Below are 14,718 nucleotides of genomic sequence, written 5' to 3'. Positions count from 1 at the left end.
ACATATGGTACCCGGACAGGATAATATTTGTCTTACAATTGGCGGCGGAGACATGGTGGTTGTCGTATACGGCAACGAACTGGAGGAGCTGAAAGATAATGCCGTAGACGCCGGCGGCCCATTCTGGTACATTATGGGAACCGACGCCTGGTTTGAAAAAGAAGAGCGGGGCACACATCCTATCCTGGTGGCCAGGAACCGGGAAAAGATCTTTTGCTCTTTCCCCCTGGATGAGGCCCTAAGCGCTAACCTGGTACAGGAAACCGGTATATTGGTTTTGTTCCCGGATGCAGCACTCGATACGGTGGCTATGCAACAGCTCGAAGATCCTGGTGAACTGCCGGACTGGCTGTCGGCCAATATTGGGGAAGCACATTACGACGGCCTTATTTTTTGTTTTTATACAGAGCAGGATAAAGCGAAATACCATTTCACTTAAGCGCAGGACCTGCAGTTAAAATAATCAGAACAATGTGGCTTAAACCCGAATGCATCACATCGCTGAAAGAGGCGGGACCTGGTAACCGTTACTATAACATTGCCGGCGCCGGCATTTACTATAATACTTACCCGGTTAAACATGCCGACCCCGGGACCTTTATGTACCGGTATGGCTTTGCTAAAGATAAAGACAGGTGTTACCGTATGGGCGAGGCTTTCCGGGGCGCCGACGCAGCAAGCTTTGAAGTGTTGAACCGTTATTTTGCCCGGGATAAAAACCATATCTACAACCGGGAGGGTATCGATAAAAAAGTAGACTATGCCACTTTCGAAGTATTGGATACCGGTGAACGGACAGGCGGAGATGGCCGGGCGCATGATGAGACCTCCTACGCAAAAGATAAGAACGGTCTCTGGATGATGACCTATTACCAGTACAAACCGGTTGCCGTAAAAGGTGTGGACAGCACTACGTTTGAACGGATCAACGCTTCCTTTGCGAAGGACGTCAGGTATGTGATCTGGCAGGGAAAGAAAGTTAAAAAGGCAGACCCGGGCAGTTTCCAGGCCTGGAATGAAAACTACGGGAGGGATGCCAACCACGTTATCTGCCAGGATAACCTGCTGACTGCAGCAGATTATGCAAGTTTCGAAACCGTACCGCATAACATAACCATAGCGCGCGACAGGAGCAGCTATTTCCAGTTTGACCGTAGCATAACCGAAGAAGATTATACCGCATTGATTAAAGATAATATTGGCGACAAGTAAATAATGAATATGACCCACCTGCAGCAACTGATCGAAACATTCACTACCGGGCCAAACGGAGAAACCCGGGCGCAGCTTATCGCTAAGGCGTTTGGCGATCTTGAGGATACAGACAAATGGTCTTTTCTCTTAACCCTGATACAGCAGCAGGATACCGACGACCTGGTGAAGATCAATATTTACAAATTGATAGAACTGGAGCCGTTTTCAGCAGAGATGCAGGTTACCGTAAAAGATACCGTGCTCAGGGCCATCGCGCTGGAAACGGATGAACTGGTGAGACAATACGCTTATATCAGCCTGGCCTCGAATTTTAATGGGTTCAGCGATGTGCTGGACCAGTGCGTGGCTGCAATGGAGAACGAAGAGGAGGACCTTGACGTACGGTATTGTGCCTGGGACGTTATTGCCCGCTCTGCCGACAGCAGCCTGGTAGCCACGTACCGGGAACGGCTTTTTAAGGTACAGTCGTTCGGAACATCGATAGAACGCCTCTTCGCAGTACCCGTGAGCGCCTGAGAAAGGCACAGCGCGAACAGGATATACAGCTGCACGACAACATAGGTATGGTACAATGGAAGATGAAGATGATATACAGAACAATTTTATACTATGGATTTAAGCTTATCGAACCGGGATTTTTGTCTGTTCCTGCTGTTGCAGTTCCCCTTCGGGGCGGACGACGTGCAGGAGATTATGCTGGTAGATTATGTGATCGAAAACTTCGACATGCCGGCGGGCGCATGGCTTACCGAGCTTACGGGTGCTACGGACGATGCCGGTAACGAAGCATCGCCCTGGCTCGGATACACCTTTGCTCACCCGGTTAATGAAGCCGTAACTTTTTACGCCGAATTCCACCCCTACGAAACCGTATACTTTTTTAATGATGTTTACCTGGGTAATTCAGGCGGGCATTTTCATTTGTCTTTATTAAGCTGGCGCGAGTTTAAAACGATCGTCGCCAACGAACCGGCTGTTCCCGCTCTTTTGTTTTTGTTATTGCTGCCCCTCGTGATCGGTAACGAAACAGAACAGGAAGAGATTGGCGCGGAAATAAAGAAATACCTGCGGCAAACGGCCTTGCAACCGCGGGAAGAACAGCTGCAAACCCTTACCCATATGCTTTGCAGGCACCTGATCTTCCGTGACCGGGTCTCCAATGTACTCCGCTACCAGGAGCATACCGGTTGGGTAACCAGCCGTAACCATTCCGAACGCAACGAATCGATTGCCGACGACGACCTGAGGAAGATCAATGAAGTAATCAAAATGGCGACCTTACCTAAACAAGCATAACATGGATTACACGAAAGCAATAAGACAACTCTACGATTTGCCCGGGGGACAGCGCTATGCGCTTCCCGAACAGGAGCTTGCAGCCCTGGAGGCCCGTATCGGTAGGCCTTTGCCAGCTTTACTGCTGGACTACTACCGCGATCTCGGCGCCCATGAAAACCTGAACAACACGCATAACTGTTTGCTGCAGCCCGGGGAGATTGTCTTGTCGGCGGCGGGTTACCTGGTGTTTTACGAAGAAAACCAGGGTGTGGTACAATGGGCTATCAAGCAAACCGACCTGCAGCTCGCAGACCCGCCGGTATGGGGTAATTACGGATCTGAAGAAACGCCGGACTGGGTGCTGGAATCAGCCGCCCTGAGCGACTTTTGGTTACTGATGGCCGTGTATAACGGAACCATGGGGGCGTTGCCGTACAATGCCAATGCCTTTGGTCCGCTGGACCAGGCAGTTGCAACGGTGGTCGCGCAAAACTGGACGGCCGTGCCCGCGATCAGTTGGGATAAGCAGAAAGTGTATACCCGCGATTTTCGCGAAGTGATCAGTTTATCCTTTGACGATGAAGGCGCCTGTACCGCGATTTTTGCCTGTACTGCAGACCAGGAACGCTTCGATGCACTGATGGATAAGCTTCCCGTGGATTGGGATTATTGTTCGTATGATGATATGGAAGAAGAAGAGGAGGAGGACGATGTCTGAAAAAAAGCAGGCCCGCCCCGGGGCACAAACAAACAGGAACCTGTTGCAATGCTGTGTCATGGCCCTATTGCTGGTACTCGTATCGCCATCGATGGCCAACGCGTATGCACGGCCCGATACGTCGGCTGCGGAACGTTATAAACAGGTAAGCGGCTGGTATGGCAATAATGATGGCGTTTGTCTTTTCGATGATGGTACGTTTTTGCTCTATGGCTACGCTACAGCCGTGTTCGGGCATTATGTATCCAGGAACGGAAAGTTGTTTTTTTACCCGGACAAGCCGGATCTCTTCGAGGTATATGCGACGTATAACCCCGGTATAGGCGATAGTACGCGGATCAATTTCCGTGGCTTTGAGCGCGGTGGCAAGGCGGTTGTGCAGTGGGAGCATGCGCCGGCACAACAAGTGTTTAATGACGATGCCAATTGTTTTGATGCACCTTTTGTATACTCCTTGTCCCATAAGCTACGCGACTTTACGTTATCCTGCACCATAGCAGAAGAAGAGCCTGGTTATCCTGTTCCTGTAAATACGTGGCAGTACAAGCATTCGGGTTACAACGACTTTATCTGGGTCTTCCATAAACCCAGGCGTGAAGAGCAGGACTTTGTAGCGGTATTGCGGCAAAATGGCGATAAGCAAAACCTTTTCCTGTCCGAATATGGCGACGGGAAAGGATATCCGAAGCAATCGCTTGCGGACGAAAGCCGGCGCCAGGAATGGAACGAGCTTCTGGAAATGAAGACGCAGTATTACCGGGATAAAGAAAACGTAAAGCTGGGTTTACTGGCGAACAAGCACTACAAGCTGTTCCTGCAAGATGGCAATGATTACCGCTTCGACAGTGTAACCAACCAGTATATCCGTAAAGATGCGGCGGAGCAGGATGAATATGATGGCCGCAATGCCTATGACGACGATCGCAGGTTGCGCAGATATGTGAAGCTGTCGCCGGAAACAAAAACGAAACAGGCCCGGCCCGTTCAGGCAACCGGCAGTCTTTTCTTTTCCGCTTGTAACGATGATTCGGGCAGGTCTTATCATTACCCGGGCCTGGACCGGGAAACAGAGTCTGCAGATCCGCCCGCTGTGATGACCGTAGCTGCTCCGCCTTTGCCGGCTACAGCTAGTAATACAGTGACCGATGGGGAGCGGGAATACAAGCAGGGCGACCTGGTGATTAAGGAAGTATACCGCAATAGCCAGCTGGTATGGGAGGAGCGCTGGAACATGGGAAAGAGTACTGCGACGATCAGGCACTTTAAAGCCGGTAAAGTGATTTTTCGCGTGGAGATCACCGACCGTTACAGTTTGATGGACGAGGTGATCACGGTTTATGACAGCAAAGGGAAAATAAAGCAGCGCAAGGTTGCTTCGGAACTGGATGGCGCTATTTGGTTCCGGGTGTATGATGCTAAAGGCAGGCTCCTGAAAAAAGAAGCCTCCTACAAAGTGCAGGACTGGCTTAAAGATCCGGGCATAAGCTCCGAATAAGCGACTTAAGTGTCGTGTCCCTTAGACGCATGTAGCAACGTATTGCAGGTCTTGGAGCAGGCATATCATTGAAGCTGTGAAGATTGTTTTTTACACTAATTTTTTAATCCATTACAGATACAGATAATTATGAAAAAGTTTTTGTTGTTTCTGATATTGCCTTTACTGGTTTCCTGCCGGCAAAAGTTAAGCGGAGAAAATGAAGTGGCCTTCAGCCGCTCCAGGGAGCAGGTAGAAAAAATGTTGAACGAAACGGAGAAAGCCAACCTGGATAAGGCTTTACGTGTGTTAAGCCTCGAAGCTATGCGCCGCAAGTGGGAAGATCCCGAGTCGTATAAAGGCAAGTCGTTCGACCGCATTACCCTCGACCTGGTGGATGGCCTGACCTATACGGCCGTGGTTACCCTGGCAGAGGATATCCTGAAGCGGAGAAATAAGAAAGAAATGGCGCTGGCTGCGCAGGAGATCGATAGCCTCAACCAGGTAAAGACGGACTTTGAAAATATAAAACGGCAACTCAGTGTTTTTAGGATCAGCTCGGTTACGCTGGTCCAGGCAGAGTGTTTCGGAGAAATGGTGCCTCAGCTGGAAGTAGATTTTCAATATACAGGCAATGCACCTTTAAGGGGGGCTCAGACCGTTGCCTGCGAGGTCCGCAAGAAATCGACGAATATGGCCATCAATACCCGGAGCGCTACGTTCGGAAGCAGCGAAAGTATATTGGAACCCGGGGCATACCGCCGCGAACAGATCCCGCTGAGCAGCACCCGCGAGGATAACCCCCTGCTGCGAAGAATGCCCGCCCATCCTGTAGCCAACCCTAACCTGGCCAATTATGACCTGGAGCTGAACCTGGAGGTGCAGGCGCTCACCATCAATGGCAAAACGGTAACCCTGCCCAAAACCGACCTGGCACAGATCGAAGTCAGGATCAGAAGTTTTAAAGAGAAACTGGAGGACCTCAAAACCATGAGAGGGTCGCTGCACGAACTGGAACTTACAAGTAATTAAGCGAATGATGAGAAAAGTATACGGACTTCTTTTGGCCCTGCCGTTGAGCGTATCCTGTACGGGGCGCGTTAAGCCACTGGACCGCGCAGTGCTCGACCTCGAACATTTTCCTTTTACGACAACGGTAACGGAACTCTTGCCGGAGCACACGGAAGATAATCATTATGCCGGCTGGTATAAAGTAAAAGGTACATCCATCGAAGTGGATACGGTTTATGATGATGAGCTCAGCGACGCTCCTAAAGCGCAGTGGATCGAATACCGCAGCCGCGGTTATTCCTCGCGCGATGAACTGGCCCGGTTTGACGATCTCGGGTTTAATACCGTTAACCTGGTTGCTACATTGAGCGGGGATGTGATCCTGGTTAACGGTGTGGCAGACCGGGTTAATGCCGATGACCGCGAGGCTTTGTTTGCCCTGCTGGATAAAAAATACGGCAATGCCCGGAAAACACAGGGAACGTTTATGAACCCATTCGATATCTATACCTGGCAGGCGGCAGACCGCCTGATCAAGTATGTGCCGCTCTTCGATGATACGCAGCATACATTACATGTGGTAGCCGATAAAAGTAAGGGTACTTTAAGCGGGGCCTCCGGGCAATCGCATTATAAAGGTCTGATCTATATCATCAGTAAGGAGTATGCCAGGAAGCTGGTGGGCAATATGCATACGGGCGACCTCCTGTATTGCGATGAATAAACCAGGCCAAGCCGGTGTATACCGGCGTATCATTAAAAGGCAGTTTCCTGCCGGTAACAGAACATCATAAAACACAAACGATGGAAGCAGCTATAGCAGAACGACTCCGGGCATTAGGCGCAGTGGTAGCACCCGCGGCCGGCGCCGGCTTCGAAGAACAGTGGCGCGCTGTCCGGTTTGGACACGGGCTCTTTGACCAGGACTGGGATGTATATGGCATCGACCAATACTATACCGGCAACCGGGCCTTGTACCACGATGACAGGACGGCCTTCTACGATAACCTGGTCGCGCACTATTATTCCGATCATGAGTTGCCTTATGGGCAGGACTTTCATCGCGATTGGCTGTTTACGCCTTTCCGGGCCGGTTCTAAAGACCATGGCGAGTTGGACGGCCTGGTGGAAGAAGATGAGGTACGGGAAGTTGTTGCAGGAACCGAACTTGATTTTATCTGTATTTTTTCTTCTTACGGTTATCCCGATCATTATTTCGTATGCCTTACCGATCCGCAACCCGGTAATCCTACGGTCTACAGTACCGATCATGAACAATTCTTTTCCGAGATCGAAAGTGAAGGCCCCCTGGAGGAGTTTCTTAAACGGTATATGACCCGGGCTGAGTTCCGGGAGGTCGTTATAACCTACCTGGATGCGAAGGTGGCCAAGAGCTGATACAACCCGCTTCAGCAGCGGGTTGTATAATCCATGAAAGCACCCCTGGACCCTGGCCAGGGGTTTTTCTTTTTGCTGGAATCAGCAATAAAGCGTGTATTAAAGCATGGCGTTTAACGGAGCGGGCGGAAGGCGGAGCGTAGCTCCCGGACCAGCAATTCCGGCTGTTCCCAGGCCGCAAAGTGGCCGCCTTTCGTCAATTTGTTATAATGGATCAGTTTCGGGAATGCCTGTTCGGCCCAGCTGTGCGGTGCGGTATAGATCTCATCGGGAAAGGCGCTTACCGCAACCGGGATGCGTACATTTTTCGCATCAAAGAAGGCCAGTTTACTTTCCCAGAAAAGGCGGGCCGATGAAACAGCCGTTTTTGTAAGCCAGTATAGCGTAATATTATCGAGGACATCGTCCTTGCTCAGTCCTTCTTCCTGCCCGTCAAACACGCGCCTGATCAGGGCCAGGCTTTGCGCATCATGGTCCAGTATCCAGGCGGCCAGGCCTATGGGCGAATCGTTGATGCCGTATAAGGTCTGGGGACGGGTACCCATTTCGGTGGCATAACCAAGACCATGTTTAAAGAAAAAGTCCAGCTGGTCATAAGCACGTTGCTCGTCGGGCAGGAGGCCTGATGGCCTGGCTGCCCCATCTTTCAGGGCTTTGGCAATAGCGGGTGGTACGGTAGCCGCCATATTGGTATGAATGCCCAGCAGTTCGGGTGGAGCAAGCAGGGCCATCTGTTCGGAAATGGCATCGCCCCAATCGCCGCCCTGGGCTACAAATTTCCGGTAACCGAGCCGTTGCATCAACGTGATCCAGGCTTTGGCGATGCGTGCCGGATCCCAGCCGGTCTCTGTTGGTTTGCCCGAAAATCCATAACCCGGTATGGAAGGTATAATCACATCGAAGGCATCTTCCGCCTTACCGCCATAAGCCGTGGGATTCGTGAGCGGGTCTATCATCTTTAACTGTTCGATCACGGATCCCGGCCAGCCATGGGTAATGATTACCGGCAGCGCGTTTTTGTGTTTGGAGCGGACGTGGATAAAATGAATATCCACGCCATCGATCGTGGTGATAAACTGGGGCAATGCATTGAGCCGTGCTTCTGCTTTGCGCCAGTCGTAGGTATGGGCCCAATAGTCGGCCAGCTTTTTCATAGTCGCCTGCGGTACGCCTTGCGACGCGTCGCTTACTACTTCTGCATCGGGCCAGTTTGTTGCCTGTATGCGGTTGCGGAGGTCGGTAAGCGCTTCTTCGGGGAAGTGCACCTGGAAGGGACGGATAGCTGCAGTTGCGGAGGATACTGTTGCCGCAGCCTGTTGGGCGTAACCCGGACTGCTTTGTAATACGAGTGCTGCGATAGCGATGCTGAGCATGTTTTTGCTTTTGTTCATTGTCTTTATCTTTTGAAGAGTGCCCGGCAAAAGTAGAAGACCTGCTGCTGCGCGCCACCTGTCAACCGGGGCAGGCCGACCAATTGACTGGCGAACCGGTCATTCGCGGTCCCGAAGTTGCGGGGCATTTAATTCCCCTGGTGTTCCTGAGTTTTGTTCTTCATTTAAAAAACCGATACATATGAAAAAACTATTCCTTTCCCTGTGCCTGGTGGTAAGCGCTGCAATGGCGCAAGCCAATTCCCTGACGGTGCAAAACCTGCTTTCGGTGCCTATAACACTTTCCTTCTGGGGCTTTAATCCCGATGGTAGTGTGTTTACCACACCGCCTATTACCTTTACGCCCGGGCCACACCCATTTGCCGATCCTACCTTGCTGCCGGGTGTAACCGGCGCCTGGACCACCGGCCGGGTTGTTTCCGGCTTTGGTATATGCAATCCTTATGATCTGGCTATAGGTTCGCCAAATGCCGGTGGGCCGTCATCGCACCAGGCGGTGGGTACGCTTAATATGTGCAACAACAATATACCTTTCGATATGTACTGGAACGAACCCAATATGGCCCCATACAATGCCGTGTTGCTTATTTTCTAGTTGCGTGTAATGTATAAACAGGAGCCGCCATACAGATCGTCTGCATGGCGGCTTTTATGTTGAACTCAACGCTATTGGCGTTGCTGTGCGGTGCAGGTCTAGGACCTGGTAGCAATCATGCGGAGTACATAATCCATTTGCGTGTCTTTATTGTGCATAAAATCAGGGAACGAAGGCCATACCGTATGATCCGGTATAATGCCCCGTCCTTCGGGCTGGTCGGGCTTATGCGGCGCATCCTGGTCGACGTATACGATCGAGAACTTGGTTTTTATTTTGGAATGCGGCAATTCGTAGATCATGGCCATATGCCCGTTGTGCCCGTAATACCCGCCTACGGTTTCCACACCCACGATGGTCACGTTGCGAGCATAAGCCTTTACCAGCGATGCCAGGTGCGATGCCGCAGATCCCACGTCCTCGTCGATCAACAGGTACAGGTGTCCTTTATAGGCCGGTTGTTTCGGGTGGTATACCGGGTTGTGCTTTGCATTTTGCAGGTTCCTGCCGTTATGCAGTGCCGGGAAGTAGTCGCGTAACATAACTTTGCCGGCGGCCTTGGCGGCCGAGTCCATTCTTTCTGCCGTCGATACGCCCCAGAAATATTTTTCATAGGGGATCTCGTTTTCGAAAATAGTATAGGCCAGCGTATTCTCCTTGAAATTCGAATCGGTAAGGTACATCATCGGTTGCTCGAAGGTTGGATCGCTGCCACCCGGGTTGCCCCGGATATCGAGCACCAGGTTGGGTACCTGTTTGTCGCTGAGCAGCTGGAATACGCTATCGAGGAAAGCCACATAGGGCGCGAAATTGGGATCGCCGGCGTCATCAGCCATGGTAAATATACGCAGGTTCAGCAGGCCGGTAGCGGCATTGATCATGTTGAAGCTGTACTTGGGCTGTACATTATAGTCGATAATACTATCCACCGGTGCGCTGTGCCGGTTAACCAGGTTGGCCTTACGTTCTTCCAGGCTTACAGCAGGCACCGTTATGCTTTGTTCGCCGCTGGCGCCCGGGGGCAGGAACTTTATCGTAAAACTGTCGCTCAGCCCGTATTCCAGCAGGTAACGCAGGCTGTAACTCCGGTCCACGCTGCCCGATAGCTTGGCCGTTTGGTTAAAGCCGTCGGTGGTTATGTACTTATAGAAAGATTGCATCAGCTTCTGGTCCGTAACACCGTTGATCTGCATGACCCGCGATCCTACCGGTACCTGGTCTGTCTTGCTGTTAAAAATAATATGCCCGCCGATATACTTCAGGGCAAAAGGGAAAAAGGCGCGTTGCCGGTTGTAATACGCGACCAGCCCGGCATCCGGCTCGGTATAGTTATGGCAGCTGCCTTCAAAGTCGCTGAGCTGTAAAATGATCTTAAAGAACTCCAGTACAGGCATCGGGCGTTTTACCTGTTTAAAGGCCCAGTGGTAAATGCTGTCGACCTGTTGCCGGCTATGGTAACGATAGAGCCCCGAGTTGGCTTTTTTCCGGATATCGAGAAACAATTGCAGGTCCTGTTGCATCGCGTCGGGGCGCAGGATGCGGTTGTACATGGCGGTGCTGTCCTGTGGTGGCTTATGCGCAACGGGACGGGTAGGGGATTGTGCCCATCCCTGGTGGGCCAGGAGGAGCAGGATCAATATTCTTTTCATATTTTGGTTCGTGGTTAAGCGCCGGATGCCTTGTTCTGCCTGCTTTTGCTTTGCTGCAAGTTGGTGCAGCCTGTGCCAGGGCAGATACGGTATTTATTTCGTGATTTCATACCGCGTGCCTTCGGGAGTAATTACCATGGTTATGGTTTTTCCCTCTTCCTTTGCGAATTCTAAAAACTCCTGCTGTATCGATTCCTGGTGTTGTATAAAACGTGCCTGTTCATCGGACCAGGCTGCCGAACCAAGCACGATACCTTTGGCTTCCGTTAGCGAACAGTCCTGGTTGTATCGGACATAGGCGATACATTGCAGTAGCTGCCAGTTCATCGAACGCAGCGCTGTGAGCCGGGCTTCGAGTTCGGCGCCGGAAAGCTTGCCGTCCTTTTGGGCCAGCATCATAATGGCGAGTGTATTCATCTCCGGTATTTTTTATAAAAGTACGGAAACAAATTGTACAGGGCATAACAGCTGCTGGCGATAGCTGGCGGAATTTGGTGCAAAAAAAGACTGCCCGGTCCGGGCAGTCTTTTACAGGTAGGTTACATCCCGGTGCCTACGCGCCGAGTGTCCAGGTTCCTTCTAAGTAAAGCTGGTAACGGGTCGGCTGAAATTCGCCGAACGAGAACACGGCAATGTGACCGCCTTGTTTCAGGTAATATAACTTCAGCCTGTTCTCGCTCTTGTAGTGATCCAGGAAACCTTCATCCGGTTTAAAGTTCCCGGTTGCTACGATGGCAGCAAAATCTTCGCTGCCGATCTCCTGTTCCAGTTCTTCGAAACTGTTACCGGTAATATGGTCGAGCGACAGGTCCTGGCCCTTAAGGGGCGTGGCTTCCAGGTCAAACAACTTGTTGTGCAGGTCGGTTTCCGGGCCGTCGAACAGAAGCGCCCGGTCTGTATTGGATTTCGTGATCATAATAGTTACTGTTTTTCTTCCTGGAGATAACCTTCTTTTTTAAGGTCATTCACCGTGTAAGGTAATTCATATTGGATGCCCAGGCCTTCTTTGCCAAACCAGGGAATGATTTTGCCTTCGCGTACATTGGCGATGGGTTTTGTGATCTTATAAACGCGGTACGGCGAATTTAAAGTTTTATCCGGTAAGGCGCGTTTGGCGAAAGGCACATCTTTGGCCGAAACAAAAGTACCCTTATCCTGGAATACGCTATCCGTATCATAGTAACCACCATAACGGTCTATAACAAGACCTTGTTTCAGCGTTACGATCTTCAGGTTTACCGCGCCGCGGTTAGGAGGCCAGCCGCCATTCAGGTTATTGTCCGTAAAGAACTTTTCCAGCTCTGCCCACTGCTCTGCTTTCCAGAGGTTCCAGGCCTGCTGTGCCAATGGTTCTTTGGCGGCGTCGGCGAAGTCGGTTACCGAGCTTTTAAAATCTTCGAAGCTAACCCCGCGTACAAGGGCTTTCTCTGCTTTGACGGAATTGTTGCCGGTGCTGGTGACGGCTGTTAGTTGCTGGGCCCTTGACAAAAAGGGGAAGAGCAGCACTGCGAGTAGCAGGACTTTTACTGGTTTCATTTGTGTTGCTTATTGGTTTGGTTTTGAAATTATGGTCGTCAAAAGTAAACGGAAGAATGTTCGTATCAAAGAAAATTATAAATTTAATACTGCATAAGATATACATCTTGATTGCATTTTGAATTAGGATCGGTTATAATTTATATCTTTTGTCCGGATACTGAACTTAGGTATGCAAAGGGCAGGAGCAGGCAATAAAAAAATGAGCTGCATTTTTTTTGCAGCTCATTTCCTGTATCAAGAATAGGTGTTGGACACCGGTTATTCGGCGGCGGGTGACATTATTTTCTGGATAAAGTCGATGGCCTGTGCCGCATCTTGTGGCTTGCGGAAATTAATTTTATGTTCGGACAAAAACTCCCGGAGGCGGTTTTTATACTGCGGGAACATTTTGAACAACACCGTTTCTTTTGCCGCCACAAAAACGCCTTTATCGTTTAAGATATACAGGTCGCGACTTTGCTCAAACTTAATGTTCTTGTCTTCGGGTAGAAAGGTAGTGCCGAAATACGTATTGAAATTCTGAACCGAGGTTTTGGCGCTGATGTCGGAATAGCCATAGGCGCTTTTGTTTTCATCGCTTACATATTTCATCTCCAGCTTTTGGTAGAGCTCGGGCGGTTGTGCGTAATGGGTTGCCTTTCGTAAAAAGGTGCCCTGGTAAAAGTAAAAGGAATCGGAAAGGATCGTCACCAGCGAGGCCGACTCCGGGTGGGCCAGTTTCATCGTATCGCCTTTTGGCGCGATAAAAACCATTTCGTTCGTAAGCCGGTTGAAGTTGAGTTTCGCCTGTCCGTAGCTGCCATCCTTCTCATATACTCTACCGGTTCCGAACGCGGGATAGAGATAACCTTCAAGATAAGCATTGGGTTGCAGGGAATTGATTTTAATACGGTCCGGTTGTTGCTGCCCGGATGCGAAAGAGGGGAGCAGGAGCAGCAAACCGGCTATCCCGGATAATTTCATGGTCTGTTTGTTTTTGTTTGATAAGGGGATAAAGGAATCTGTGGCAAGGTACTCATTATTTATACTTGTGCCACCAGCCAGGAGGTTCGGATTATACTATACCCGCGTAAAAGTGAAAAGCCTTGTTAGGTGTGGTAGTTGTCAGTCCTTCGGTTCCCAGAGTTCAAGCTTGTGGCCCTCGCCGTCGAGCACATGAACGAACTTGCCGTAATCGTAGGCGGCTATGGTATCGACAATGGTAACCCCCTCCTGGCGGAGTTTCTTAACCAGTGCATCCAGGTCGTCTACCCGGTAATTGATCATAAAGTCCTGGTCCGAGGGTGCGAAGTAGCTTGTTTTTTCGGGGAAGGGCGTCCATTGTGTTTGCGCTTTGGCTGTACTGTCGGGACTTGCATACCAATCGAAGGTCGCGCCGTAGGCATTGGTGTTCAGACCCAGGTGTTGCTTATACCAGGCCTTCAGTTGCTTCGGGTTTTTGCAGGTAAAAAAGATGCCGCCGATGCCGGTTACCCTTCCTGCAGGAGCCGGGCTGGTTTCGGGTGTCAGCGCTGTTTTAAAAGCGAATCCCAGGCCAAAAGAGGTGGCGACCAGGACAAGTAGTAGTATTGCCTTTTTCATATCCCCATGTATTTTTCTGCAAGATATAAAATGGCTTTTTAAATGAGAAGAAATTGCGGCGACAGCCTGTTGGCATAGCGCGGCGCCTTGTTCCCGGAATCAGGACTATGCGGCATTTCGGGTATAATTTGTTTTATCCGTTCCGGTAATCAGGTAAGGTAAACCCGTCAACCTGTTTGGTAGCCATCCGTTATATGCGCCAGTATTATACCCAGTTCCGGAATTGTTTCGGCCCTTAATTCAAGCTGCTCCAGCACATCATCATAATCCGATTTCCGGTTGCTCATTAAGTGCTCTTTTACCAGGTTTATGGTTTCCTGTCGGATGTTGTCAAAGGAATTGCCTAACCTGGATTTTAGTTCGGTTCCCTGCAGGACCTGGTCAAAGAAATCCAGTACTATTTTTTTCGTGGGTTTACGCTGGGTATTCTTAAGGAAAAGGTCAAACAATTCGAAAAACTGGACCAAAGCCTGTTGCTCGTTACCGGAAGATTGTTCGAGGATAATGTCTTTCCAGTTTCCATAGGGCGCTACTTCGTAATAGCCGTAAACAAATGCATCAAATTCATCAAAGAATTTATCGTCTGCTTCGGGGGACAATTGATGGAGCATACAAGCCATCCGGTAACCCTGCAAATGGTCATACAGTTTTGAAATCTGATTCGTGCCCAGGTACATGCCCGGCCTTATTCTTACCGCGTTAAGATACGCTGCCAGGTTATTGATTTCATGCGGTAAGGTCATAGGACTAAAGGAAGTGATGAAGTTGCACAGACTCGTGAATATACGGTATTTCCGGCAGCAAATCAAGCCCGGATCGAAGCTGGATTCCTGTTTTCGTAGTAGTATCTATGCATCGTACTTAAGGGA

The 14,718-nt window shown here is 50.3% G+C and carries 18 protein-coding genes; 10 read left to right on the top strand and 8 right to left on the bottom strand.

The window, feature by feature from the left end:
- Positions 1 to 4: 4 nt before the first annotated feature.
- The 9 genes from B0I18_RS14875 (at position 5) to B0I18_RS14835 (ending at position 7,094) form a co-directional block, all read left to right on the top strand.
- Positions 5 to 439 carry a hypothetical protein gene (locus B0I18_RS14875; RefSeq protein WP_106523515.1) on the top strand — a complete coding sequence of 145 codons (435 nt, stop codon included), beginning with the start codon at positions 5 to 7 and terminating at the stop codon, positions 437 to 439.
- A 32-nt stretch (positions 440 to 471) separates the two neighbouring features.
- A complete protein-coding gene (locus B0I18_RS14870) occupies positions 472 to 1,212 on the top strand; it encodes a DKNYY domain-containing protein (RefSeq protein ID WP_106523514.1) in 741 nt (246 codons plus the stop codon).
- A gap of 3 nt (positions 1,213 to 1,215) precedes the next feature.
- Positions 1,216 to 1,731 carry a hypothetical protein gene (locus tag B0I18_RS14865; RefSeq protein ID WP_106523513.1) on the top strand — a complete coding sequence of 172 codons (516 nt, stop codon included), beginning with the start codon at positions 1,216 to 1,218 and terminating at the stop codon, positions 1,729 to 1,731.
- A gap of 93 nt (positions 1,732 to 1,824) precedes the next feature.
- The gene (locus tag B0I18_RS14860; protein ID WP_106523512.1) at positions 1,825 to 2,511 is read left to right on the top strand and encodes an Imm19 family immunity protein; all 687 of its coding nucleotides are present in this window, start codon (positions 1,825 to 1,827) and stop codon (positions 2,509 to 2,511) included.
- A 1-nt stretch (position 2,512) separates the two neighbouring features.
- Entirely contained in the window at positions 2,513 to 3,211 is a 699-nt protein-coding gene (locus B0I18_RS14855; RefSeq protein ID WP_106523511.1) for a hypothetical protein, read from the top strand.
- Positions 3,204 to 4,706, top strand: a complete 1,503-nt coding sequence (locus B0I18_RS14850; RefSeq protein ID WP_106523510.1) for a hypothetical protein — start codon at positions 3,204 to 3,206, stop codon at positions 4,704 to 4,706. The genes B0I18_RS14855 and B0I18_RS14850 overlap by 8 nt, the downstream gene beginning before the upstream one ends.
- Before the next feature lie 129 nt (positions 4,707 to 4,835).
- The gene (locus B0I18_RS14845) at positions 4,836 to 5,717 is read left to right on the top strand and encodes a hypothetical protein (RefSeq protein ID WP_106523509.1); all 882 of its coding nucleotides are present in this window, start codon (positions 4,836 to 4,838) and stop codon (positions 5,715 to 5,717) included.
- Positions 5,718 to 5,724: 7 nt separating this feature from the next.
- Positions 5,725 to 6,420 carry a hypothetical protein gene (locus tag B0I18_RS14840; RefSeq protein WP_181358483.1) on the top strand — a complete coding sequence of 232 codons (696 nt, stop codon included), beginning with the start codon at positions 5,725 to 5,727 and terminating at the stop codon, positions 6,418 to 6,420.
- Positions 6,421 to 6,500: 80 nt separating this feature from the next.
- The gene (locus B0I18_RS14835) at positions 6,501 to 7,094 is read left to right on the top strand and encodes a hypothetical protein (RefSeq protein WP_146146755.1); all 594 of its coding nucleotides are present in this window, start codon (positions 6,501 to 6,503) and stop codon (positions 7,092 to 7,094) included.
- Positions 7,095 to 7,207: 113 nt separating this feature from the next.
- Here the strand turns inward: B0I18_RS14835 and B0I18_RS14830 are convergent, their stop codons facing one another.
- Complete coding sequence (locus tag B0I18_RS14830) at positions 7,208 to 8,485, bottom strand: epoxide hydrolase family protein (protein ID WP_106523506.1); 1,278 nt, start codon at positions 8,483 to 8,485, stop codon at positions 7,208 to 7,210.
- Positions 8,486 to 8,666: 181 nt separating this feature from the next.
- Here B0I18_RS14830 and B0I18_RS14825 point away from each other — a divergent pair, with 181 nt between their 5' ends.
- Positions 8,667 to 9,080 (top strand): hypothetical protein, encoded by a 414-nt coding sequence (locus B0I18_RS14825; RefSeq protein ID WP_106523505.1) that lies wholly within the window; start codon positions 8,667 to 8,669, stop codon positions 9,078 to 9,080.
- A 98-nt stretch (positions 9,081 to 9,178) separates the two neighbouring features.
- On the opposite strand, the gene B0I18_RS14820 is transcribed toward B0I18_RS14825, so the two are convergent.
- From B0I18_RS14820 to B0I18_RS14790, 7 genes are all read right to left on the bottom strand, one after another.
- Positions 9,179 to 10,729 (bottom strand): S41 family peptidase, encoded by a 1,551-nt coding sequence (locus B0I18_RS14820; RefSeq protein WP_106523504.1) that lies wholly within the window; start codon positions 10,727 to 10,729, stop codon positions 9,179 to 9,181.
- Between the two features lie 93 nt (positions 10,730 to 10,822).
- Complete coding sequence (locus B0I18_RS14815) at positions 10,823 to 11,146, bottom strand: hypothetical protein (RefSeq protein WP_106523503.1); 324 nt, start codon at positions 11,144 to 11,146, stop codon at positions 10,823 to 10,825.
- Between the two features lie 136 nt (positions 11,147 to 11,282).
- Positions 11,283 to 11,645, bottom strand: a complete 363-nt coding sequence (locus tag B0I18_RS14810) for a hypothetical protein (protein ID WP_106523502.1) — start codon at positions 11,643 to 11,645, stop codon at positions 11,283 to 11,285.
- 5 nt (positions 11,646 to 11,650) lie between these two features.
- Complete coding sequence (locus B0I18_RS14805) at positions 11,651 to 12,265, bottom strand: TNT domain-containing protein (protein ID WP_106523501.1); 615 nt, start codon at positions 12,263 to 12,265, stop codon at positions 11,651 to 11,653.
- Between the two features lie 261 nt (positions 12,266 to 12,526).
- Positions 12,527 to 13,231: a hypothetical protein gene (locus tag B0I18_RS14800; protein WP_106523500.1), complete on the bottom strand. Its 705-nt coding sequence runs from the start codon at positions 13,229 to 13,231 to the stop codon at positions 12,527 to 12,529.
- A 141-nt stretch (positions 13,232 to 13,372) separates the two neighbouring features.
- Positions 13,373 to 13,849, bottom strand: a complete 477-nt coding sequence (locus B0I18_RS25345; RefSeq protein WP_245882102.1) for a VOC family protein — start codon at positions 13,847 to 13,849, stop codon at positions 13,373 to 13,375.
- Between the two features lie 167 nt (positions 13,850 to 14,016).
- Entirely contained in the window at positions 14,017 to 14,592 is a 576-nt protein-coding gene (locus B0I18_RS14790; RefSeq protein ID WP_146146754.1) for a hypothetical protein, read from the bottom strand.
- Positions 14,593 to 14,718 lie beyond the last annotated feature (126 nt).

This window comes from Taibaiella chishuiensis, from assembly GCF_003014535.1.
GTDB lineage: Bacteria > Bacteroidota > Bacteroidia > Chitinophagales > Chitinophagaceae > Taibaiella > Taibaiella chishuiensis.
This window is presented reverse-complemented; position numbering and strand designations above follow the sequence as displayed.